This is a genomic window from Corynebacterium evansiae, assembly GCF_027570065.1.
GTDB lineage: Bacteria > Actinomycetota > Actinomycetes > Mycobacteriales > Mycobacteriaceae > Corynebacterium > Corynebacterium evansiae.
Window position 1 is genome coordinate 84,864 of record NZ_JAKMUT010000005.1, and the last position, 21,646, is coordinate 106,509.

The following is a 21,646-nucleotide window of genomic DNA, read 5'->3' on the forward strand; positions in this document are numbered from 1 at the left end:
AGCGCTGCGTAAAGCCAACCGAGGCGGTGGGCGCAAGCAAATGCGCCATAATGAGGGGCATGACCAACAACAGTCCCGACATCAACCCCAGCAACCCAAACCCCAGTAACCCCAGCCCCCTCCGCCCCCGCGTGCTGTCCATCGCCGGCACCGACCCAACAGGCGGAGCGGGCGCGCAGGCGGACCTGAAGTCCATCATGGCGGCGGGCGGCTACGGCATGTCCGTCATCACCGCGCTGGTCGCGCAGAACACGCAGGGCGTGCGCGAGATCCACACTCCCCCGCTGGATTTCCTTCGCGCGCAGCTGGACTCTGTCTTCGACGACGTCACCGTCGATGCCGTGAAGATCGGCATGCTCGGCGACACGGAGACCATCCAGACCATCCGCGATTACCTACAGAACCACCAGGTCACGACGGTGCTGGATCCGGTAGCGGTGGCTTCCTCGGGCGACCGGCTGCTCACTGCGGATGCCGAGGACGCACTGCGGGACTTCGCTGCCGCTTCTTCGGTTGTGACGCCGAACCTCCCCGAACTCTCACTCCTGACCAAGACCGAACTGGCCACCAGCGAGCAGGAGGCCGTGGAGGTTGCCGCAAAGTGGGCGCAGGAAACCGACACCACCGTCATCGTGAAGCTGGGTCACCTGGCCGGGCCGGAGGCCGGCAACATTGCAGTATCCCCTGCCGGGAAGACGCATAAGGTCAGCTCCCCGCGCGTGGAAACAAAAAACACCCACGGTACGGGGTGTTCTTTGTCTTCCGCCCTAGCCACTCGGCTGGGCGCGGGTGATTCGCTAGAGGATGCGCTGGATTGGTCCACTAAATGGCTCAACGAGGCCATCGCCAATGCCGACCGTTTGCTTGTCGGTAAAGGCCATGGCCCCGTTGATCACTCGGTGCGCCTGTCCTAGGCAGCTAGGCGAGGGCGCAGACTCGAGCGCGCAGCTCGCAGCCAGGCTGTTAGCCAGCTAGGCGCGGGCGGCAGCGCGCAACGTAGCCGCTGCCTGCGCTCTCGCGCAGCCAGCTACTACTTGAGCTCCTTGGAGGAAAGACCCAGCTCGCGGCGAGCAACAACCAGCTGCTGAATCTGCTGGGTGCCCTCGAAGATGTCCAGGATCTTGGAGTCGCGGGACCACTTCTCCAGCAGGTCGCGCTCGGAGTAGCCATAAGCGCCGGCGATCTCAACCGCACGCAGGGTCAGGTCAGTAGCCATGCGGCCGGCCTTCGCCTTGCACTCGGAGGCTTCCTTGCTGTTCGGCTGCTTGTTGTCGGCCATCCAGCCTGCGCGCAGGGTCATCAGGTATGCAGCTTCCCAGTCGCTCTCCAGGCGAATGTACTCGCTGGCAGCTGCGGGCTGGTTCCACGCGGGGGCGTCATAATCGATCTCTACACCTGCGTCGGTGAGGATCTCGCGCAGCTTCTCCAGAGAAGCGCGGGCAACACCAACGGCCATGGCGGCAACCATCGGGCGGGTGTTGTCGAAGGTGGCCATCACGCCGCCGAAGCCCTTCTTGGTGTCCACCTCCGGGGAGCCCAGCAGGTTCTCCTTCGGGATGCGGACGTTGTCCAGGATGAAGTGCGCGGTGTCGGAGGAGCGGATGCCCAGCTTGTGCTCCAGGCGGACCAGCTCGAAGCCCGGGGTGTCGCGCGGGACGACGAAGGACTTGATGGCTGCGCGGCCTGCGGACTTGTCGACGGATGCCCAGACGACAACGTGGGTGCAGCGCTCGCCAGCGGTGACGAAGATCTTCTCACCGTTCAGCACGTACTCGTCGCCATCCAGCTTGGCGGTGGCGGCGACGGCTGCGGAGTCGGAGCCGAACTGCGGCTCGGTGATGGCCATGGCGGCCCAGATCTTGCCGAAGCGCTCGAGCTGCTCGTCGTCGGCGACGGCTGCTACGGCTGCGTTGCCCAGGCCCTGGTAGGGGATGGACAGGGTGAGTCCCACGTCGCCCCAGCAGGTCTCGATGACGTTGAGGATGGAGGCCATGTTGCCGCCATTCTTGACGCCCTCAGTCTTCTTCTTGTCATCGCCGCGGCCACCGGAGGCGCCAGCCATTGCCTGGCCGGCGTCTGCCATGCCTTCGACCAGGCTGGCCATGGTGTCCAGCTCGACGGGGCGCTCGTGCTCCGCGAGGTCGTACTTGCGGGAGATGGGGCGGAAGATTTCGGCGGCGGCCTGGTGCGCTTGGTTCTGGCCCGCCTTCAAACGCTTGGGGAGTTCCAGATTAATCATGATGTGGTTCCTTCAAGTTCCTTGTGCTTATTCGATATGGATTCGAATTGTGGCGGGGTTAGACGACGACTACGCCCTCGGCGATGCCGATGGCGCGCATGTCGCGGTACCAGCGCTCGACCGGGTGCTCCTTGGTGAAGCCGTGGCCACCGAGCAGCTGCACGCCGTCGAGACCCATGACCATGCCCTTGTCGGATGCGTAGCGGCGGGCAAGGCCGGCTTCGCGGTTGAAGGACAGGCCTTGATCCAGGCGGGAAACACCGCGCAGCAGGATCAGGCGCAGGCCGTCGAGCTCGATGCGCAGGTTGGCGACCATGAAGGCCACTGCCTGGCGGTGCGAGATCGGCTCGCCGAATGCTTCGCGCTCGTTGACGTACTTCTTGGTGTATTCGAGGATGGCCTCGCCGGTGCCGGCTGCCAGTGCGGCCCAGCCCAGGCGGGAGCGGCGGATGATCTCCGCGTAGTTTTCCTTGCGCTCGTCGGCGGGCAGGTCCTTGCCACCCAGCAGCTGGCTGGCGGGAACGCGGACGTCCTTCAGCAGCAGGCGACCCAGGGCGGCGGCACGCAGACCCATGGACGGGTCAGCTTCGACGACCAGCCCCTCAGTGTCGGACTCGACGATGACGAAGGTGTTCTCGCCGTCGAGATTCACTGCGATGACGAACAGCTCGGCCTTGCCTGCGTTCGGAACCATGGTCTTCACGCCGTTGATGACGATGTCGTCGCCCTCGCGGACGGCGGTGGTCTGCAGAGTGAACGGGTCGAACAGCGGGCGGGACTCGGAGACGACCACTGCGGAAGCCGGGACGGACTCGCCCGCGAACTCCGGCAGGTAGGTCTTCTGCTGAGAGTCGTCACCGTAGTTGGTGATGACGTTGGCCACGCCGGCCGGTGCCAGGATGGCGACGGCCTGGCCCATGTCGCCGAATGCCAGGGCCTCGGCGATCAGAGCGTTGGTGGTGGCACCGGAGGCGGAGGCGATGCCCTCGTACTCTTCCGGCAGGTTGATCAGGGCAACGCCCAGCTCGGCGGCAGCTTCCAGCAGGCCCTCTGCCGGCTCGGATGCCTCGTTCTGGTCGTGGCCGGTCGGGCGCAGGCGCTCTTCAGCGAACTCGCGCACGGCGGCGACGATCATTTCCTGATCCTCGGTCGGGGTCAGGTCGAACGGTGCCTTGCCCGGTGCCGGTGCCTCGGTCGGGACGGGCTGATTGTTCTCGTCGGTGGTCTGGTTGGCCAGGCGTACCGGCTTGCCGGAGCCCTTGATCTTCTTGAACTGGCGGTTCACGGCACCGAGGGTGCGCATGCCGGTCTTGGTGGACTGGTAGGCAACGCGGTCCACCTTCTTGCTCAGACCGTACTTCTCTGCCAGGTCGGAGCCGGTGAACTTCGTCAAGACTCCCATGACGGTACCGATTGCGTCTCGCTTGATGTTGTTCAGGCCAGGGGTTGAATCGGCACGCTTGCTTCGGTCGCTCATTTCGTGCGGCCACCTTTCACTGGTTGTCAGCGCAAATCTCATATCTGCATGTGCGGATAATTATGTACGTAGCATAAACCAGGATAATGGCGCGCATCACATCTTGGGCCAAAATATTGATTGAATTACACCCACACGGGCGAGCTGCACGCCAGCTACTCCCCAACTATTCGAGGCACCGGTGCCCGCCTTTCACGCGCGCAGCCCCCGAACCACCCCCGAAGAACTCCCTCTAGCTCCCCCTCGAGCCAACCGGCCCCGGCAGTAGATCCCACCGCAATCTACTGCCGGTGTTTGGCCGTTAGTTCTCGCGCTCCGGCTTCACGATCGGGAACAGCACGGTCTCGCGGATGCCCAGGCCGGTCAGGGCCATCAGCAGTCGGTCGATGCCCATGCCGGTACCGGCTGTCGGCGGCATGCCCTGCTCCATGGCAGCCAGGAAGTCCTCGTCCAGGCGCATGGCTTCATCGTCGCCGTTGGCGGCCAGGCGTGCCTGATCCTCGAAGCGCTCGCGCTGGATAACCGGGTCGATCAGCTCGGAATAGCCGGTGGCCAACTCAAAGCCGCGGACGTACAGGTCCCACTTCTCAGTGACACCCGGCTTGCTGCGGTGCTGGCGGGTCAGCGGGGAGGTCTCCACGGGGAAGTTACGCACGAAGATGGGGCCTTCCAGCTGGTCCTCGCACAGGACCTCCCAGATCTCCTCTACTAGCTTGCCGTGGCCCCAGCCGCCCTTGGCGGGAACGTCTAGGCCGATAACCTTGGCGATCTCCTTCAGTTCCTCAACGGTGGAGTCGATCGTTACCTCTGGCTGGCCGGGGTACTTGCGTGCAAGCGCCTCGTTCAGCGAGGGGTACATCTCGATTTCCTTCCATTCCCCGCCGAAGTCGTACTCGGTGCCGTCGGCGAGGCGAACCTTGCCGGTGCCCTCCAGGTCGGTGCCCTTGGTCAGCTGGTCCACGATGTACTGGATGGATTCGCGGGTGGTACGGGCGCAATCGTCGTAGTCGCCCCATGCAGCGTAGGTCTCCAGCATTGCGAACTCCGGGGAGTGGGACTTGTCCACGCCCTCGTTACGGAAGTTCCGGTTGATCTCGAAGACGCGGTCAATGCCGCCCACCACGGCGCGCTTCAGGAACAGCTCCGGTGCGATGCGCAGGTACAGGTCGATGTCCAGCGCGTTGGAGTGCGTGACGAACGGGCGGGCTGCCGCGCCGCCGTGCAGGGTCTGCAGCATTGGGGTTTCGATCTCTACGAAGCCCTCGCCCTCCATGTAGTCGCGCAGCGCACGGATGACCTTCACGCGCGTCATTGCGTTCTTGCGGGCCTCCTCGCGCACGATCAGGTCGTTGTAGCGCTGGCGCACGCGGGTTTCTTCGTTCATTTCTGCGAAAGCTACGGGCAGCGGGCGCAGAGACTTGGCAGCCATGACCCACTCGCTGGCCATGACGGACAGCTCACCGCGGCGGGAGGCGATCACGCGACCGGTCACACCGATGAAGTCGCCGAGGTCCACGTCAGCCTTCCAGGCCGCGAGTGCGTCCTCGCCAACCTCCGCCAGGGAGAGCATGGCCTGCAGCTGCGTGCCGTCGCCGTCCTGCAGGGTGGCGAAGCACAGCTTGCCGGTGTTGCGCATGAAGATCAGGCGCCCGGTCACGCTCACTACGTCCTGGGTTTCTTCGCCTGCGGCGAGGTAAGTGACGCCCTCTGCCTCAACCGGCTGCTCTTCAGCTTCACCGTCAGTCTTCTTCACTGCCCACTTTGCGCGCACCTCGGCCAGGGAGTGGGTGCGTGGCACCTCTACCGGGTAAGCGTCCTTGCCGGATTCGAGGATGCGCTGCCGCTTTTCACGGCGGATGCGTAGCTGTTCGGGCAGGTCTTGTACGGGGGTATTTGCTGCGTCAGTCACGCTTACAAAGCCTAGCGCATGAGGGGTACGGGTAATCGATTGAGGCATGCAGGTCGCCCGGGAGTGTTAGCTTTAGGGAACATAAGACGTTTTGTCCCCCTTACTCCTAGGTAACTCCCTCCAGTCATTTAGTTTCACCAGCCACAACCGGTAATGATCCGGAAATAGTCATAACTAGAAATCCATAACTAGAAAACAAAGGAAGCACTCGACATGCCTTCTTCACGCCCCACTACCCGCACCCGCAGCCACGCTAGTACTTACGCCCGAACCCGCGGCCACGCTCGTACTTACGCCCGCACCCTGGCAGCCTGCCTAGCTGCGGGCGCTTTGACTTTCACCGCCAGCTGCTCCGCCTTCCAGCGCCCGGAGGGCGCCAGCGAAGAGATCTCCTACGGGGGACAAAAGGGCGGATCCGGCGGTAACGAAGGGCAGCCCGCTCCGAGCAGCTATTCGGAAGTTTCACAGGAGATCAGCGATGACCAGCTGCGGGAGATCTTCGCCGACGGGAAGTTCAACGACTGCAAGCTGGACCAGAAGTTTTACGATAGCGCCTACTTGGATGGCGGGAAGATGATTCCTCTGGATTCGGCCGATGCCTATGTCAATGCGGAGACTTGTTCTGGTTATGTAAAGCCACAGATCAGTGGTGACCAGCCCGAGGAACTCAAAGATACGTCGATCTACATCGGACTATCCGCTACCAAGTTTGGCTCCCAGCTCGAGGAGTTGGCCAGCAACGATACCGAGCGGAATGAGCTATCCGATGAGGGCCTCAAGGGGTGGCAATCCATCGAGCTGCAAGACATGTGCGTACTTGCCGGCCCGGAGGGCACTCCGCTGGAGTACGCGGAGATTATCTCCACCTACACCTGCGACCCCGTCAAGCCTCTGCTGCGTTCGCTGACTAACCTGGCTAACCGCTACCAGGAGCTAAAGGGCGAGGAAGCGAAGATCGGCGGAGCTGAAGACCCGTTGGAGATCGGCGATCGCGTCGAGATGGATCTCGTGGACGATGGCTTCCGCGAAGCTCGCGACAAGGCCAAGTCCAAGGATGAGCCGACCACTGAAGAGGTGGGAATCGGCAAGGTGGAGATGAAGCTGAAGGATTCTGAGATCCTCATCGACAATCCACGGGACTACAGCAAGCTCTGTGTCGAAGTGGAGTATGACTACGAGGACAGGGCCCCGCTCGTTCCCCCGACCGAGATCGGCATGCAGTCTCCCAACGGCGAGTTCGAGGTGATGAAGGTCGCAGACAACACCATCAGGGCTCTTTCCGATGGCAAGGGTAGCCAGCGTTACTGCTCGGAGGTTGGCATACGATTCGGCAACACCGACTTCGTCGTTACCGGCTTGAAGACTCTCTCGGCGACTAAAGAAGCACTAGAGAAAGAAGGAATCCCGCTGTGGCGCATCCACGTAGAGCGCCGCGACGACGGGAAGTACGAGATCAGCTAAGCCTCCGGGTGGCGCGGGTTCTTCAGCCCCGAGCCGTCCGGCACGTGAGCCGGGTCGCCGCCGAGCTCCACCTGCTTGTTGTTCTCGTCCACGAAGACCACGCGCGAAGCGTAGTTCTTCAGGTCTTCCTCGCTGTACTGGGCGTAGCCGATGATGATGACAAGGTCGCCGGGGCTGATCAGACGCGCGGCGGCACCGTTGATGCCGATCACGCCGGTACCCCGGTCGCCGGTGATGGCGTAGGTCGTCAGGCGATTGCCGTTATCGATATCGACGATATCGATCTGCTCGCCCTCGAGGATGTCGGCAGCTTCCATCAGATCAGCGTCGATGGTGCACGAGCCGACGTAGTGCAAGTCGGCCTGCGTGACCGTCGCACGGTGGATCTTTGATTTCAGCATTGTTCGCAACACGGGTGAACACCTTACTCGGGGCTAACCAAATAAGCTATTTAGCTGTTACTTTGCTCGGCGCCAATATGGCGCCCGGGCAACGCGCGAGCGGCGCGCGAGCGCTGCTCGCGCAAGCGTTACTCAATGCGAGCCACTTAAGCATTCCGGTGCGCGCCGTCGCTCGGCAGTGCAACCACGAACTCGGGCTCGTTGAAGCCCTTCTCCGCGAAGGCCCTGGCCACCGCTGCGGCGGTCGCCTCCACCTGATCCTCGCGCAGCAGCGCAATCGCGGAGCCACCGAAGCCACCGCCGGTCATGCGGGCGCCCAGCGCGCCTTCGGCCATCGCAACGTCCACAGCAGTATCCAGCTCCGGAACGGTGACCTCGTAGTCATCGCGCAGGGAGGCGTGGCTGCCCTGCATCGACCGCCCGAAGGCCTCCATGTCCCCGGCGCTGACCTGGCGGATCGCCTCAGCGGTGCGGTCGATCTCGCTGACCACGTGGCGCACGCGGGCGGCCACCACCACCGGATCCATGTTGTTGGCCTTGGCCCAGCCCACGGAGGCATCCTCGGCCTCCTCGGCGAAACGCAGGCTGCTAACGCCCAGGTCGGCGGTCACTCCGTCGATCACGGCGCGCCGCGCGGCGTATTGCCCGTCGTTCAGCTGGTGTGGGGCGTTCGTGTTCATAATGAGGATCGCCAATCCGCGCGCCGCGATGTCGAAAGGCACCTGGGTGGCGCTGTCTTCGGCGAAGTCGATGGCCAGCGCGTGGCCGGCTTGGCCGAACAGCGAAATACGCTGGTCAAGCCCGCCCGTCGAGGCGCCGACTACCTCGTTTTCTGCTCTTATGGACGCCCCCATGAGCCCGTTGCGAGCCGCATCATCAAGGGACTCGCCGCCGTATAGGTCGAAGGCCGCCAGAGCCGCCGAGCACTCCAGCGCTGCGGAGCTGGAAAGCCCCGCACCGACGGGAACGTCGGACTCGATGGCGAGGTCCAGGCCACCGGCGGGCATCAGGCCGGCCTCGGTGGCCGCCCAAATAGCACCCACTGCGTAACCCGCCCAGTTGGCGGGGTTACCGGGACCGACCTCGGCGACGGGGATCTCAAAGTGAACAACCTCCGCGGGGTCGCCGAAGCGGGAGGCCACGCGGTACACGCCGTCTTCGTTCTTGGCGGCTGCCACGTAGGTGCGCTGGGAAAGCGCGAAGGGCAGGCTGATGCCATCGGCGTAATCGACGTGCTCGCCGATCAAGTTCACGCGCCCCGGCGCGGACCACACGCCCGCCGGTTCATAGCCGTAGACCTGCTGGAAAAGGGATTGCACGTCGGCAGTGCCCTGCTCCTCGGAGCGGGTCTGCAGCCACCGCGGAGTACCAGCGTTCTGTGCTGCGTTGGTTTGGTTAGTTGGGGTTTCGTTAGTTGGCATTGTCGGCGACCTCCCGGAAGCGCTCGGCGATCCTCTCCGGGGTGGTGTCGGAGATCCAGGCCTCCTGGCCCGACTCGCTACCGGCCAGGAACTTCATGCGGCCCGGCGAGCGCATCATCGAATACAGCTGCAAGTACAGGCGACCGTTCTCCCGGTCCTCCCCCACCGGCGCCTGGTTCCAGGCGGCGATGTAGGGGGTGCGTTCCACACCCTCGAAGAAGCGATCCATGCGCCCCAACAGATCCAGGTAGAAGCGGGTCAGCTCGTCCTTTTCCTCGTCGCTCAGCGCCGCGAAGTCTGGAACCGCCCGGTTAGCCATGAGGATGACCTCCACCGGCCACTTCGCCGCCGCCGGCACATAGGCCGTGAAGTGCTCACCGGCCAAAAGTACACGGGTGCCGGATGCCTTCTCGGCGGACAAGGTGGCGTCAAAAAGATCCTTTCCGGTTTGCTCCCTAAACGCCCGAGCGCGTGCAGCTACCTCGGCGGCGCGCGGCGGGACGAAGGGATAGGAGTAGATCTGACCGTGCGGGTGCTGCAAGGTCACGCCGATCTCCTTGCCGCGGTTCTCGAAGGGGAACACGTAGCGGATGCCTTCGATGGCGGAGAGCTCGGCGGTGCGGTGCGCCCAGGCCTCAACAACCGTGCGGGCGCGCTCGTAGGGCAGATCCCTAAACGAGGAATTCACGTCCGGGGTGAAGCAGACAACCTCGCAGCGGCCGATAGCGGGCTTGCGGGGGAAGAGCTCCTGGCCGTCGACGTTGGTGGCGAAGTCCTCCGGCACCTCCATGTGGACCGACAGGGACGGGAAGCGGTTCTCGAAGACCACCACGTTGTAGTCGTCGGCGGGCACCTCGGTGGGCAGCTCGCCGGGCTTGGTGGGCGCCAGCGGGTTCTCGTTGGCCGGGGGCATGAACGTGCGGTTCATGCGGTGTGCGGCGTAGACGTACCACTGGCCGGTCAGGGGGTCCTGGCGCATCTCAGATTCCGTGGTGGCCTGCGGCAGATCGCGGGAATCGTGCAGCTCGCGCTGCTTCTCCCCCGCAACGTAGGCCGGCTCGTCGTCGAAGTACAGCAGCTCGCGGCCGTCCGCCAGCGTGGTTCGGGTTACTTTGAATTCGTGCTGCACAGCGTGGATCACTTCCTAAAAGGTCCTTGGGTGGGATGGTGCTTAGGTTGAAAATGCCCGCCTCCGGGTGGGGCGGGCATGTGCGTTATTTAGCTTGCGAAGCTGGTGAGTCAGCAGAGTCGGCAGAGTCCACAGTGTCCGCAGGTTCGTCGATCTTGATCGGATCCAGCTTGGTCCACAGGAAGAAGACCGCCGCCACAGCGACCATGGCAAGCCCGCAAACCAGGTTATACGTTTCGTTCTTCGGCTCGCCGGTGGTCACATCCATGCCCGGATCCAGCAGGAAGTAGCTGATCAAAAGCACAAGTCCGTACAGGCCCATGAGGGAACCGATGACATTGCGGATGTCGAAAGCGCCGGCCATGTGGGAACGCTTGGTTTTCTTAGCCGTGTTGTTAGCCATTGTGTCCGTTCACTCCTTTCTGAAAGTTTAAGCGCTCTTAGGCGAACACGATGTTGAGGACGAGTGCCATAGCCAGGCAGAGGATGCCCAGCGGAACCGTGCGGCGGTACCACGGCAGGGTGGCCTCGGCGGCGTCCGTGAGGTTCTCCTTCGGGGTGACGGACTTGACGAAGCCCACCAGCTCCTCGTCCGGCTTCGGCTCGGTGACCAGGGAGACCAGGACGGAAACGATGATGTCCGTGACGAACGCCAGGGAGGCGGCAACGAAGGCCGTACCCTGCCCCGGCAGGTTGAAGAAGGTTGCGTCGGTGCTGCCGAAGGTGGCCACAGCCCAGTAGACGATTGCCACACCCGTACCGGAAACCAGGCCCACCCAACCTGCTGTGGGCGTCATACGCTTCCAGAACATACCCAGGATGAAGGTGGCGAACAGCGGCGCGTTGAAGAAGCCGAACAGCGTCTGCAGGTAGTCCATGATATTGCCGAAGTTGGATGCCAGCAGGGCGGTGAACACGGCAATGACTGTAGCGCCGACGGTCGCGATACGTCCGACCTTCAGGTAGTACTCGTCGTCGCGATCCTTGACGATGTAGGACTCCCAAATGTCGAAGGAGAACACGGTGTTGAAGGCGGAAATGTTAGCCGCCATGCCGGCCATGAACGCTGCCAGCAGACCCGCGATAGCCACGCCCAGCAGGCCGTTCGGCAGCAGGTCGCGCATCAGGTACAGGATCGCGTCGTTCGGCTCGGCGGAACCATCCATAATCGGGGTGACGGTCGCACCCGCAACCATGCCCGGGATGACCACCAGGAACGGGATGAACATCTTCGGGAACGCACCGATGATCGGGGTCTTGCGCGCGGACGACAGCGAATCAGCCGCCATGGAGCGCTGCACCTCTACGAAGTTGGTAGTCCAGTAACCGAAGGACAGCACGAAGCCCAGGCCAAAGACCAGGCCGATGGCGGAGACGATCGGGTTTTCGAAGCCCGAAATCTCAGTACCCGGCCAGGTGTGGAAGTGCGACGGGTCCGCGACCTTCTCCTGCAGGCCGGACCAACCGCCGACCTGGTGTAGGCCGATCATCGTCAGCGGCAGCAGGGCCGCGATGATCACGAAGAACTGCAGCACCTCGTTGTAGATGGCGGCCGACAGGCCACCAAGGGTGATGTACGACAGCACGATGGCCGCGGCCACCACCAGCGTGACCCACAGCGGCCAGCCGAGCAGGGAGTTAACCACCTTGGCCAGCAGCAGCAGGTTCACGCCGGCAATCAGCAGCTGGGCAACGGCGAAGGAAAGGCCGTTGACCAGGTGTGCGCCCTTGCCGAAGCGGCGGAGCATGAACTCCGGCACGGAACGCACCTTGGAGCCGTAGTAGAAGGGCATCATCACGATGCCGAGGAACACCATCGCTGGGATCGCGCCGATCCAGAAATAGTGCATGGTCTCGAAGCCATACTGCACGCCGTTAGCCGAGTGGCCCACGATTTCTACGGCGCCCAGGTTGGCGGAAATGAAGGCCAGGCCCGTCACCCATGCGGGTAGCGAGCGGCCGGAGAGGAAGAAGTCGATTGAGCTGGACACTTTGGACTTTGCGGCCCAACCGATGCCCAGGACGAACGCGAAGTAGAGGGCGACCAGCGCGTAGTCTACCCAGCTCGCGTCCAGGCGTAGTCCTTCAGCCGTCATAGCTGCGAACCTCCAGGAACGTCATGTTCCCGTCCCAGGCGCCAACGGTCACGTTTTCCAACTACCAGCGACGAGAACTATTGGATATATATGCGTCGCTAATTTTAACGCCGCGGGGTGCGTTAAAGGAAATTTTTTTCTATTTCTGAAACTACTTCGGTTCTTGGGTTGTGACGCCCTCACGCGGCACGAAAGAGATCCCGCATTCGAAGCTGTGATTCTCGCCTGGTTGCAGGCGAATGAGGTCCCTACCGGAGCGTAGAGCGTCCGGCGGGCACGTCATCGGCTCGACGGCCAGAGCCCGGCCCACGCCAGGGTAGCCCTCGCGGCGGGCCGGGTCGGCGGTGAAGACCTGGAACCAGTCGAAGCCCTCTCCCACCCAGAGGCGCACGCCCTCGCCGTCCGGGTTGAGTAGTCGCACTTCGGCCAGCGCTTTCTCCTGCACATCGATCTCGCCGAAGCAGTGGTCCAGCCACACCCCGGCCATACGCTGGCCGAATTCCACATCTGGCAGCACCCGGCGAGCCGGAAACTCCGGCCCGGCGGGCAGGTTACGCACGGAATCCAGAGGCAGATTCGTACCGACAGGCAGGTGTAGAACGCAGTCGTCCAGTGGAGCGCCCAGGGCACTCAGGTATGGGTGCCATCCCAGGCCGAAGGGGCAGGAGGCATCGGCCTCGTTGCGGACGTCGAAGGTGGCGCGCAGACCCTCATTCGCATCGAGCGACCACGTCATCCGCATGCGCAGCGGCCACGGCCACCCTTGGCGCAAGCCGGTGGACAGCTCCAGCGCTACGAAGTCCTCCCCCTGGTCGGCGACGTGCCAGGCCATCTGCCCCACGAATCCGTGGATCGCGGTGGCGCGGGCCGGCTCCGTGATGTCCAAACGGTGCAGCACGCCGTCGTGGGCGAAGACCCCGTCGGCGGTTCGGTTCGGCCATGGGGCCAGCACAATTCCGGAGGATAGCGGCGGGTAGGCGCCCTCTGGGTAGGAAACCACCAGGGGCTTGCCCGCGTAATCCAGGCTGCGTAGCCCGCCGCCGAAGGTGGAGATGCTGGCGCGGTACTCCCCGGCGGAGATGTCCACGAAGGAGTGCGAGTGTCGCTTCAAAGTTTCGAGTTCGTCGCTCATGGTCCTACTCAGCTCTACTCAGTTCTACTCACCTGCGTTGTCCGCGGGCTCGCCGCCCTCGCCGCCGTCGTCCAGGCCCTTGAAGCCGGTGCCCAGGGGCACGCCCACGTTGTCGATCAGGCGTGTGGTTCCAACGCGCGCCGCCACCAGCAGGCGGGCCTCGCCGTCCTCCGGGGTGTCGGAAAGGTCCGTACCGCGCAGCTCAAGATAGTCGACGTCGATGCCCGAGGCGGCGTCCAGAATAGATCCGGCAGTCTGCAGCACCACCGCAGGGCCCTGCTCGGCCACGAAGGCGCCGGCGGTCAGGGCGGCGGACAGGGTGAGGGCGAGCTCGCGCTCCTCATCGGAAAGGTAAACGTTGCGGGAGGACTTCGCCAGGCCATCAGCCTCGCGCACGATCGGCACGCCGTGGACCTGCACCTCCATGTTCAGATCCGTGACCATTTGCTGGATCAGCAGCAGCTGCTGATAGTCCTTCTCCCCGAAGAAGGCGTGATCGCAGTGCGTGATGGTGAAGAGTTTGTTCACGACCGTCAGCACGCCAGCGAAGTGGGTCGGGCGGTGGGCACCCTCCAGGATGCGGCCGGCCTCGCCCGGGTGGATAGTCGTGCGCGGACCGTTGGGGTACATCTCGCGGGGGTTGGGGGCGAATACCGCGTCCACGCCCGCGGCCTTCAGCTTCGCCACATCCTCGTCGAGGGTGCGCGGGTAGGCATCCAGGTCCTCCCCTTCGGCGAATTGCAGGGGGTTCACGAAAATACTGACCACAACCAGCGCGCCCGGAATCTGCTGGGCGGCCTGCACCAGCGAGAGGTGCCCCTCGTGCAGCGCGCCCATCGTGGGCACCAGCGCCACGGGGCGGCCCGCCTTGCGCATGGCGCGGGTGAGCTGCCCGATCTTCTCGATCTCGGTGAAAACCTCTGCTTGGCCAGGTGTGAACGTCATGGCTCTTACTCTAGATCCAGCAGCCTTTCGACCTCAATAGCCCCCGCTTTAAGCGCAGTGCGGCGGGCCATCGCGGTGTAGGCGGCCTCGGCTGACCCTTCCTCGGCTGAGTCTGGCCCGTCCTCCAGCTCCCGCAGCGCTGCACGGTGGCGCATCACAGCCTCCGCGTCGTCGCGGGCTACTGGGCCGGTCAGCCCGTCCATGCGTTTTTCCAGCGCGTTATCCACCGCGGCGTGGGCGATACGGCGCAGCAGCAGGGCGCTATCGGGGCTCTCCCCCGGCGCTTCCAACACGCGGTCCAGGATCTCCTGGGCATCAGTCAGCAGGGTCACCAGGTGGTTGGCCGCGTGCGCCATCGCCGCGTGGTAGGCCGCCCGGCGGTGTTCGGGGATGGCAACGGGAACCCCACCCAGGCTGGCCACTAGGGTTTGCGCGACCACATCGCCGACCTCGGAATCGCTAGTCACACCCCATGCGCAGCCGTCCAGCCGCTCGCTATCTGCCGGGGTGCCGGTGAAGGTCATCGCCGGGTGCAGAGCCAACGGCAGCGCGCCAGTATCGGTGATCGGCTGCAGGATCTCGCAGCCAAACGCCCCGGAGACGTGCGCCACGATCTGCCCGTCGCGCGTGTGCTGCGCGACTTCCTCCACCACCTCGGGCAGCTTCGGGTCCGGCACCGCCAGCACCACGAGCGCGGCGTGGGCGGTGCTGTCTAGGTTGATGCGGGGTATGTTCGGGATTCTTTCTGACGCCAACTTTTCCGAACGTGCCGAATGCGCATAGATGCCATGCACGTGGTGGCCGGCGCGTGCAAAGGCCTCCGCCAAAGCCACGCCTACTTTCCCGGCGGAGATGATGCCGACGGAGAGGCGTGGCTGTTGAATGTCCGAGTTGGTTGTCGGGCCTGTCACAGGTGGTTTTTACTTCTCTCGATTCTTGAAGCGCTGCATCAGCTCTGCGACAGTGAGGCCGTTTTCCACCTCATCGGCGCGACGGCGACCGTGGGTGGTTGCCGTTGCCTCAGTCTGCTCGCCCTGCTTCGCGGCAGCGTCCTGGGCGCCAGCGTCCTGGGCGGCGCCAGTGCGGGCACGGCTGGGGCGAACGGCCTCGGCGCTCGGCATCTGCGCGCGGCGCTTCTGGGCGGGCTTGGGCTGAGTGGGCTTTTGCTGAGTGGCCTTGTGCTCTGCGCGCTTGGCCTCGTCCATCGCCGTTGTGTCCACGACCAGTGGCAGCTGGGAGGTCTCCTCGGAGTCCTGGCCGGTCCAGTTCACGGCGGCGAAAGTGCCGGTGTTGAACTTCGGCTTGCTGCGGTGCTGTGCCTTGTGCGGCTGGGCTTCCTGCTGGCCCGCCGACTGCTGCTGTCCTGCGGTCTGTCCGGCAGAGCTGCCTGCAGCTTGCGGCGCCTGGCCACCCACGCTGTGCCCCAGCTCGCGGACTCGCTCGGCAGTCGCGCGCACCGCGCGCTGCTCGCCCTCGTCGAAGTTCTCGCCGGTCAGCTCCGCCAGCTGCTTGCGCATGTGAGCCAGCTCCGCACGCAGCTCCTCCAGGTGCTTATCGCGCTGATCCTGGGACTTCTTGGCCTCTGCGGCGTACTTCGCCTGCGTCGCAGCCTCGCGCTTTTCCAGCTGTGCGCGCTCGTGTTCCAGCTGCGACTGGAAGTAGCTCTCCTGGTTCTCCGCCTGCTCGCGCGCCAGCTTCAAGGCGCCTGAGTAGCGCAGCACCAGCACCATGCCGAAGAAGGCAGCCCAGAGGGCGGCGATAAGCGCCACCTTCAGCCAACCATCGGAATCCATGAACAGCATCAGCACGCTGGCCAGCAGCGCCAGAACCACCAGGCCGAACATGAGGAAGCGGGAGAGTCCCGAAGGCTCGTTGGAAGCCACGGAAGATCCCTGGAAGTTGGAGTCGTCCTCGTACCCCAGGGATTCCGGGGACTGGTGCCCGTCGAAGGGCTGCGACTGCGGCTGGTGAGACTGCTGTGGCTTAGGAGACTGCTGGAAGCTCATGGACAACACACTACCCAACGTCGAGCCCGTTGGGCGTTAATGGCGCATCCGGCGGTGGCGCTTCGCAGCTGCGTTCCAGCCAAACCCCGGCCACGACGGCCGCCAGAGCTCCCAGCGCTCCGGCGATCACGCCCGGCACATCGGCCTCCGCGGCCATAAGGTGCCCCGCGTTCGGCAGAACATAAATTCCCACCCCGACAAACATTCCCAGGAACACCGCCCCGGCCCATGCCGTGGCCTGGCCAAGCGCCAGCCACTGAACCACCGTCGTCGGCTGCATCTGTGTGCGATCCATCCCCACCCCGCTGCTGCTGCCGATGCGCTTGCGGATCACCCAACCCGCCACAGCGCACACGATTGCGAAAATCCACAGCAGCACGGAGCCGGTGGTCTTAATTGGCGGGAAGCTTCCATAGAAACTCAGCGTGCTGACCCAGGCGATGAGGGCGCCCACGATCGCCACGACAGCCAGCGTGGAGATCTTCGTGCGCTTCAGCGGGCTCATGTGCTGCCTCTTTATCCCTCGTCTTTGGTCCTAGTATTTGTTCCTAGGCTTTGGTCCTCGCCAGGGACCGATAGTTCGGACCGATCCGCCGGGACGATAGCCTTCCGCTCGGCCGGATCAACCTCTTCTAGCCACTCCAGGATGCCTCGCCCGCCCAAGGTACACCAGGGTTCCCGGGCCAGCTGCAGGTCGCTCAGCGGCACCAGCACAAACGCCCGCTCGTGGGCGTAGGGGTGCGGAATAACCAGCTCAAACCCCCACTTTCCCTGGGACTGCAGGGGCTGGGACTGGGCGTCAAAACAAAAAAGAATGTCCACATCGACGGTGCGCGGGCCCCACCGGACCTCGCGCTCCCGCCCCGCAACGGCCTCGGCGAATTGGCAGTGGTGCAGCAGCGCGAGCGGGTCCAGCGACGTGCGCACGGCCACCACGGAGTTGCGGAACTCCTGCTGCTCCACCCCACCCCATGGCGGGGTGACGAAGATCCGCGACTTCTCCACAATCTCGATGGCCGGGTGCATCGCCAGCAGCTCGTAGGCGCGTTCGATCTGTGCGGTGGGGCTGCCCACGTCGCCGGGCATGTTCGAGCCGATTCCTAGGAAGGCCGTGATCATCGCTTGGACCTCCGAGCTACCACCCGCACGTCGCCGAATGGGTGGGCGATCGGCGCCTGCGGCTTGTGCACCGTGACCTCCACGGCGTACACCCCGCCCAGCTCCGCGATCTGGTCCGCGATGTTCGAGGCCAGAGTTTCGATCAGATCGTGACCCTCCTGCACCTCGACCGCGTTCACCGCGATGTCGGCCAGCTGCACGTAGTTGATCGTGTCTTCCAACGAGTCCGAATCCGCCGCAGCGCGGAAGTCCGTCCACACCACCATGTCCACGATGAACTTCTGGCCGGTGTCCTTTTCGTGCGAAAACACGCCGTGGTGGCCGAAAGCCTCCACGCCGATGAGCTCGATGCGGTCAGCCACGTCGCGCCCTCCATTGCTCGTCGATGTCGGGGCCGCGTCCGGTGGCCATGGCGTGTGCAACGTCCACTGCGGCCCGTGTCGGGGCTACTTTATGCACCCGGACGGCCCATGCGCCAACTGCCGCCGCCAGCGCGGAGGTGGCCGCCGTCGCATCGTCCGCCGATTCTGGGGTGCCGGGGTTGCCGTCGCTCGCGGGGCGCAGCGCCGTGAGGAAGCGCTTGCGCGAGGCCCCCACCAGCACCGGATAGCCCATCTGCACCAGCCGGTCGGTGGCGCCGAGCAGCTGCCAGTTTTCCTGCGGAGTCTTCGCGAACCCGATGCCGGGGTCCAGGTAGATCTGTTTCTTTGTGACGCCTACCGCCTCCGCCGCTTCGATCCTCTGCTCTAGCCAACGGATGACGTGGCCGACGATGTCCTCGCCGTGGTCGTGGTAGCCCTCGGCTCCGGCGAAGTCCGCGGCGTTTCCCTTGTTCCAGTGCATCAGAATGATCGGCAGTCCGGATTCTGCAGCCAGCGGGAGCATGTCCGGGTCCGCCAGGCCACCGGAGACGTCGTTGAGGTAGGTGACGCCCGCTTTCCAGGCGGCCCGGGCCGTGGATGCCCGCATCGTATCGATACTGGTGGCGATGCCCCGGCGGGATAACTCCTCGATGACGGGGGTGACGCGGGCGGCCTCGACCTCCGGGGCGACGCGGGTGGCGCCCGGACGGGTGGATTCCCCGCCGACGTCGATGATGTCCGCGCCGTCGGCGACCATCGCCTCGGCGTGCGCCAGCGCGGCCGCGGTGTCCGGGTAGGCCCCGCCGTCGGAGAAGGAATCCTCGGTGACGTTGAGGATGCCCATCACGAGGGTGCGCTGGGGGTTGGTCGCGCTGGGCTTGTTTGCGTTGGGGTTGTTTGCGCTGGGGTCAGTCACAGCAGAACCCGTCACGGCCGAATCAGCGCCATTGCCTCTGCACGGGAGGCCGCATTGCTCTGGAAACCGCCACGGACCGCGGAGGTCACCGTGTTGGCGCCGGGCTTACGGATGCCGCGCATGGCCATGCACAGGTGCTCGGCCTCCAGGACAACGATCACTGCGGAGGGGGCCAGCTTGTCCACCAGCGCGTCGGCCACCTGCGAGGTCAAGCGTTCCTGAACCTGCGGGCGCTTCGCCAGGCCGTCGATCAGGCGGGCCAGCTTGGACAGGCCTGTGACCTTGCCGGATTCACCGGGGATGTATCCGATGTGCGCCTTGCCGAAGAAGGGCACCAGGTGGTGCTCACACATGGAGTAGAAGGTGATGTCGCGCACGAGCACCAGCTCGCGGTGATCCTCGCTGAAGGTCTTGCTGAGAACCTCCGTGGGGTCCTCGTACAGCCCGGCGCACGTCTCGCGGTAGGCGCGAGCCACACGGGCCGGTGTTTCCTGCAGACCTTCGCGGTCGGGGTCTTCGCCGATGGCGAAAAGGAGTTCGCGGATGGCCGCCTCTGCCCGCTCCTGATCGAAGGAGCCAGGGTCGAGCGGCTGCTGTGGGTTATTCACTACTTGTCTTCCTGCCTGTGCTGGCCACCGGACTCGTTGCCGTTGTAGCCACCGTTGTGCTTATCCCAAGGGAACGTCTGCTCCGGCATCTCGCCGCGGCGGTAACGCACCTGCGATTCCTGTGAGTCTTGCGGACGCTGCTGCTCTGCCTGCGGCTCCTGCTCGGGCTGCACAGCTTGCTTCTGCTGCGCGGGCTTCTCCGGCTGGTGATCCGGCTGCTCGTTGTCGGGCAGGCGGAAGCCGCGCTCCTCCTCCGGCGGAACCGGGCCGGCGGTGCCTTGACCCTGCTGGCCGTGCAGCGCCTGCTGGGCGTGCTGGCCCTGCTGGGTCTGTGGGAACTGCTGCTGGCCCTGCTGCAGGCGCTCGGCCTGGCGCTGCTCGTTCTGCGCCTTGCGCTTTTCCATGCGGGCACGGCGGGCAGCGGAGAAGAAATTGGTCTTCTCCGGTGGCTCCTCGCCACGCTCGCGGGCCAGCTCGACCGGGGTCTTCACCGGCTCGCGGTGATCGCACGGGCGATCCAGATCCTGCATCGGGAAGATGTCCGAGACCTCGCGGGTATCGATGCCCTCGAAGATGGCCTCCAGGTCCGGGCGGCGCAGAGTCTCCTTCTCCAGCAGCTTGGAAGCCAGGGTATCCAGATAGTCCCGGTTCTCGCGCAGCACGTCGTAGGCCACCTGCTGGGCCTTGTTCATCAGCATGCGCACCTGCTCGTCGATCTGGTTGGCCACATTCTGGGACGGCTGGTTGCCGCCCTGGCCGCCACGGCCGACAAACGGGTCGCCGTCGTCCTGGCCGTACTTCACGGCACCAACAACGGGGCTCATGCCGTACTCCACCACCATCGCGCGGGCGATGTTCGTGGCCATCTCAATATCCGCAGAAGCACCAGTGGTCGGGTTGCCGAAGACCAGTTCCTCAGCGGCGCGGCCGCCCATGGCGAAGACCAGGCGGGCGAACAGCTCGGAGCGGTTGTACATGCCCTTGTCGTCCTCGGGGGCGGTCATGGCGTGGCCACCGGTGCGGCCGCGCGCCAGGATCGTCACCTTGTAGACGCGGTCGATGTCCTTCATCGCCCAGGCAGCCAGCGTGTGGCCGCCCTCGTGGTAGGCGGTGACCTTCTTCTCGTGCTCAGAGATGATCTTCGAGCTACGGCGCGGTCCACCCACCACGCGGTCGGTGGCCTCTTCCAGCGCGTCGGCGGTAATCACGTTGCCGTCCACGCGGGCGGTCAGCAGGGCGGCCTCGTTCAGCACGTTCTCCAGATCCGCGCCGGACATGCCCGCAGTGCGCTTGGCCAGCGACTTCAGGTCCACGTCCTTGGCTAGCGGCTTATTCTTCGCGTGCACGTTCAGGATCTGCTCGCGGCCCGCCAGGTCCGGGTTGGTCACCGGGATCTGGCGGTCGAAGCGGCCCGGGCGCAGCAGCGCCGGGTCCAGAATGTCCGGACGGTTGGTGGCGGCCATCAGGATCACTCCGTCGCGGTCGCCGAAGCCGTCCATCTCCACCAGTAGCTGGTTCAGGGTCTGTTCACGCTCGTCGTGACCGCCGCCCATGCCGGCACCACGCTGACGGCCGACCGCGTCGATCTCATCGACGAAGATGATGCACGGCGAGTTCTCCTTAGCCTGCTTAAACAGGTCGCGCACGCGGGAGGCGCCCACACCGACGAACATCTCCACGAAGTCGGAACCGGAAATGGTAAAGAAGGGCACGCCAGCCTCGCCGGCCACGGCGCGGGCCAGCAGCGTCTTACCCGTACCGGGCGGGCCGTACAGCAGCACGCCGCGTGGGATCTTTGCCCCCAAGGCTTCATAGCGGCTCGGGTCGGTCAGGAAGTCGCGGATCTCGTCCAGCTCCTCCACGGCCTCGTCGGCACCGGCTACGTCGTCGAAGGTTGTATCCGGGTTGTCCTTGTTCAGCTGCTTGGCGGTGGATTTACCGAAGCCGAAGGCACCCATGCCGCTGCCGCCCTGCATGCGGGACAGCATGAACATCAGCAGGCCGAAGATCAGCAGCATCGGCAGCAGCATCACCAGCAGGCTGCCCAGGAAGCTATCCTCGGTGACCTTGGTGTTGTACTTTTCCGCCTCGGACTTCTTCACCGCGTCGAAAATCTCGGGCGCCGCCCGGCCGGGGTACTTCGCGATGACCTGCTCGATGCCCTTCTTGCCTTCGACCTCGATAGAGTCCTTCAGCTTCAGCTGTACCTGCTGCTCACGATCGTTGATCTGAGCTTCCTTGACGTTCTTGTCTTCCAGCTGCTTCAGCGCTATCGAGGTCTCGACCTCGTCATAGCCGCGGGCGTCATCAGTTAAAACACCGAACGCATAGATCGCGATGAGGATCACGGCGACAATGCCCGCGATCCTCAGTACCTTCTTCTTGTCCATATTTCCTAGAGTGTTGTTGGTTTTATATGCCGTGC

At 64.5% G+C, this 21,646-nt stretch carries 19 protein-coding genes and 1 pseudogene; 2 read left to right on the top strand and 18 right to left on the bottom strand.

From position 1 onward, the window contains the following. Window positions 1-80: 80 nt before the first annotated feature. A pseudogene (gene thiD / locus L8V00_RS06635) lies at window positions 81-896 on the top strand (bifunctional hydroxymethylpyrimidine kinase/phosphomethylpyrimidine kinase); the annotation flags it as partial. A 134-nt stretch (window positions 897-1,030) separates the two neighbouring features. Here the strand turns inward: thiD and L8V00_RS06640 are convergent. The 3 genes from L8V00_RS06640 to lysS all read right to left on the bottom strand — a co-directional run bounded on the left by L8V00_RS06640 (window position 1,031) and on the right by lysS (window position 5,625). Then, complete coding sequence (locus tag L8V00_RS06640) at window positions 1,031-2,239, bottom strand: acyl-CoA dehydrogenase family protein (protein ID WP_035004694.1); 1,209 nt, start codon at window positions 2,237-2,239, stop codon at window positions 1,031-1,033. 58 nt (window positions 2,240-2,297) lie between these two features. Then, entirely contained in the window at window positions 2,298-3,716 is a 1,419-nt protein-coding gene (locus L8V00_RS06645; RefSeq protein ID WP_049049742.1) for an acyl-CoA dehydrogenase family protein, read from the bottom strand. 301 nt (window positions 3,717-4,017) lie between these two features. Next, the gene (lysS, locus tag L8V00_RS06650) at window positions 4,018-5,625 is read right to left on the bottom strand and encodes a lysine--tRNA ligase (RefSeq protein WP_035004699.1); all 1,608 of its coding nucleotides are present in this window, start codon (window positions 5,623-5,625) and stop codon (window positions 4,018-4,020) included. A 213-nt stretch (window positions 5,626-5,838) separates the two neighbouring features. Between lysS and L8V00_RS06655 the strand changes: the two genes are divergently transcribed. Next, a complete protein-coding gene (locus L8V00_RS06655; RefSeq protein WP_269944564.1) occupies window positions 5,839-7,086 on the top strand; it encodes a hypothetical protein in 1,248 nt (415 codons plus the stop codon). Here the strand turns inward: L8V00_RS06655 and panD are convergent. The 15 genes from panD to ftsH form a co-directional block, all read right to left on the bottom strand. After that, entirely contained in the window at window positions 7,083-7,499 is a 417-nt protein-coding gene (gene panD / locus L8V00_RS06660) for an aspartate 1-decarboxylase (protein ID WP_034965414.1), read from the bottom strand. The two genes, L8V00_RS06655 and panD, sit on opposite strands and share 4 nt — an antisense overlap. A gap of 134 nt (window positions 7,500-7,633) precedes the next feature. Next, window positions 7,634-8,908: a galactokinase gene (gene galK / locus L8V00_RS06665; RefSeq protein ID WP_269944565.1), complete on the bottom strand. Its 1,275-nt coding sequence runs from the start codon at window positions 8,906-8,908 to the stop codon at window positions 7,634-7,636. Beyond that, window positions 8,898-10,049, bottom strand: a complete 1,152-nt coding sequence (gene galT, locus L8V00_RS06670) for a galactose-1-phosphate uridylyltransferase (protein WP_035004704.1) — start codon at window positions 10,047-10,049, stop codon at window positions 8,898-8,900. Before galT ends, galK begins: the two co-directional genes overlap by 11 nt. 73 nt (window positions 10,050-10,122) lie before the next feature. Next, the gene (locus tag L8V00_RS06675; RefSeq protein WP_035004705.1) at window positions 10,123-10,440 is read right to left on the bottom strand and encodes a hypothetical protein; all 318 of its coding nucleotides are present in this window, start codon (window positions 10,438-10,440) and stop codon (window positions 10,123-10,125) included. Between the two features lie 37 nt (window positions 10,441-10,477). After that, entirely contained in the window at window positions 10,478-12,133 is a 1,656-nt protein-coding gene (locus tag L8V00_RS06680) for a sodium:solute symporter family protein (RefSeq protein WP_035004706.1), read from the bottom strand. A gap of 151 nt (window positions 12,134-12,284) precedes the next feature. Further along, window positions 12,285-13,265, bottom strand: a complete 981-nt coding sequence (locus L8V00_RS06685; protein WP_269944566.1) for an aldose 1-epimerase family protein — start codon at window positions 13,263-13,265, stop codon at window positions 12,285-12,287. A 24-nt stretch (window positions 13,266-13,289) separates the two neighbouring features. Then, complete coding sequence (gene panC / locus L8V00_RS06690; protein WP_070487259.1) at window positions 13,290-14,210, bottom strand: pantoate--beta-alanine ligase; 921 nt, start codon at window positions 14,208-14,210, stop codon at window positions 13,290-13,292. A gap of 5 nt (window positions 14,211-14,215) precedes the next feature. Next, a complete protein-coding gene (locus L8V00_RS06695) occupies window positions 14,216-15,121 on the bottom strand; it encodes a Rossmann-like and DUF2520 domain-containing protein (protein WP_071055965.1) in 906 nt (301 codons plus the stop codon). Between the two features lie 9 nt (window positions 15,122-15,130). Then, complete coding sequence (locus L8V00_RS06700) at window positions 15,131-16,216, bottom strand: DUF6779 domain-containing protein (protein WP_071055964.1); 1,086 nt, start codon at window positions 16,214-16,216, stop codon at window positions 15,131-15,133. A 10-nt stretch (window positions 16,217-16,226) separates the two neighbouring features. Then, a complete protein-coding gene (locus L8V00_RS06705; protein ID WP_035004713.1) occupies window positions 16,227-16,721 on the bottom strand; it encodes a DUF3180 domain-containing protein in 495 nt (164 codons plus the stop codon). An 11-nt stretch (window positions 16,722-16,732) separates the two neighbouring features. Beyond that, a complete protein-coding gene (gene folK / locus L8V00_RS06710; RefSeq protein WP_071055962.1) occupies window positions 16,733-17,335 on the bottom strand; it encodes a 2-amino-4-hydroxy-6-hydroxymethyldihydropteridine diphosphokinase in 603 nt (200 codons plus the stop codon). After that, entirely contained in the window at window positions 17,332-17,697 is a 366-nt protein-coding gene (folB, locus tag L8V00_RS06715) for a dihydroneopterin aldolase (protein WP_035004717.1), read from the bottom strand. Before folB ends, folK begins: the two co-directional genes overlap by 4 nt. Continuing rightward, complete coding sequence (gene folP, locus L8V00_RS06720) at window positions 17,690-18,628, bottom strand: dihydropteroate synthase (RefSeq protein ID WP_071055961.1); 939 nt, start codon at window positions 18,626-18,628, stop codon at window positions 17,690-17,692. The genes folB and folP overlap by 8 nt, the downstream gene beginning before the upstream one ends. Further along, a complete protein-coding gene (gene folE, locus L8V00_RS06725; protein ID WP_269944567.1) occupies window positions 18,625-19,221 on the bottom strand; it encodes a GTP cyclohydrolase I FolE in 597 nt (198 codons plus the stop codon). Before folE ends, folP begins: the two co-directional genes overlap by 4 nt. Then, window positions 19,221-21,611: an ATP-dependent zinc metalloprotease FtsH gene (gene ftsH, locus L8V00_RS06730; protein ID WP_269944568.1), complete on the bottom strand. Its 2,391-nt coding sequence runs from the start codon at window positions 21,609-21,611 to the stop codon at window positions 19,221-19,223. The genes folE and ftsH overlap by 1 nt, the downstream gene beginning before the upstream one ends. Window positions 21,612-21,646 lie beyond the last annotated feature (35 nt).

Excerpts from the sequence above, each read along its gene's own strand:
- L8V00_RS06705 (WP_035004713.1), bottom strand. The coding sequence starts at position 16,721 with ATGAGCCCGCTGAAGCGCACGAAGATCTCCACGCTGGCTGTCGTGGCG.
- panC (WP_070487259.1), bottom strand. The coding sequence starts at position 14,210 with ATGACGTTCACACCTGGCCAAGCAGAGGTTTTCACCGAGATCGAGAAG.
- L8V00_RS06655 (WP_269944564.1), top strand. The coding sequence starts at position 5,839 with ATGCCTTCTTCACGCCCCACTACCCGCACCCGCAGCCACGCTAGTACT.
- L8V00_RS06685 (WP_269944566.1), bottom strand. The coding sequence starts at position 13,265 with ATGAGCGACGAACTCGAAACTTTGAAGCGACACTCGCACTCCTTCGTG.
- L8V00_RS06680 (WP_035004706.1), bottom strand. The coding sequence starts at position 12,133 with ATGACGGCTGAAGGACTACGCCTGGACGCGAGCTGGGTAGACTACGCG.
- L8V00_RS06640 (WP_035004694.1), bottom strand. The coding sequence starts at position 2,239 with ATGATTAATCTGGAACTCCCCAAGCGTTTGAAGGCGGGCCAGAACCAA.
- folK (WP_071055962.1), bottom strand. The coding sequence starts at position 17,335 with ATGATCACGGCCTTCCTAGGAATCGGCTCGAACATGCCCGGCGACGTG.
- L8V00_RS06700 (WP_071055964.1), bottom strand. The coding sequence starts at position 16,216 with ATGAGCTTCCAGCAGTCTCCTAAGCCACAGCAGTCTCACCAGCCGCAG.
- L8V00_RS06675 (WP_035004705.1), bottom strand. The coding sequence starts at position 10,440 with ATGGCTAACAACACGGCTAAGAAAACCAAGCGTTCCCACATGGCCGGC.
- galK (WP_269944565.1), bottom strand. The coding sequence starts at position 8,908 with ATGCCAACTAACGAAACCCCAACTAACCAAACCAACGCAGCACAGAAC.
- L8V00_RS06645 (WP_049049742.1), bottom strand. The coding sequence starts at position 3,716 with ATGAGCGACCGAAGCAAGCGTGCCGATTCAACCCCTGGCCTGAACAAC.
- ftsH (WP_269944568.1), bottom strand. The coding sequence starts at position 21,611 with ATGGACAAGAAGAAGGTACTGAGGATCGCGGGCATTGTCGCCGTGATC.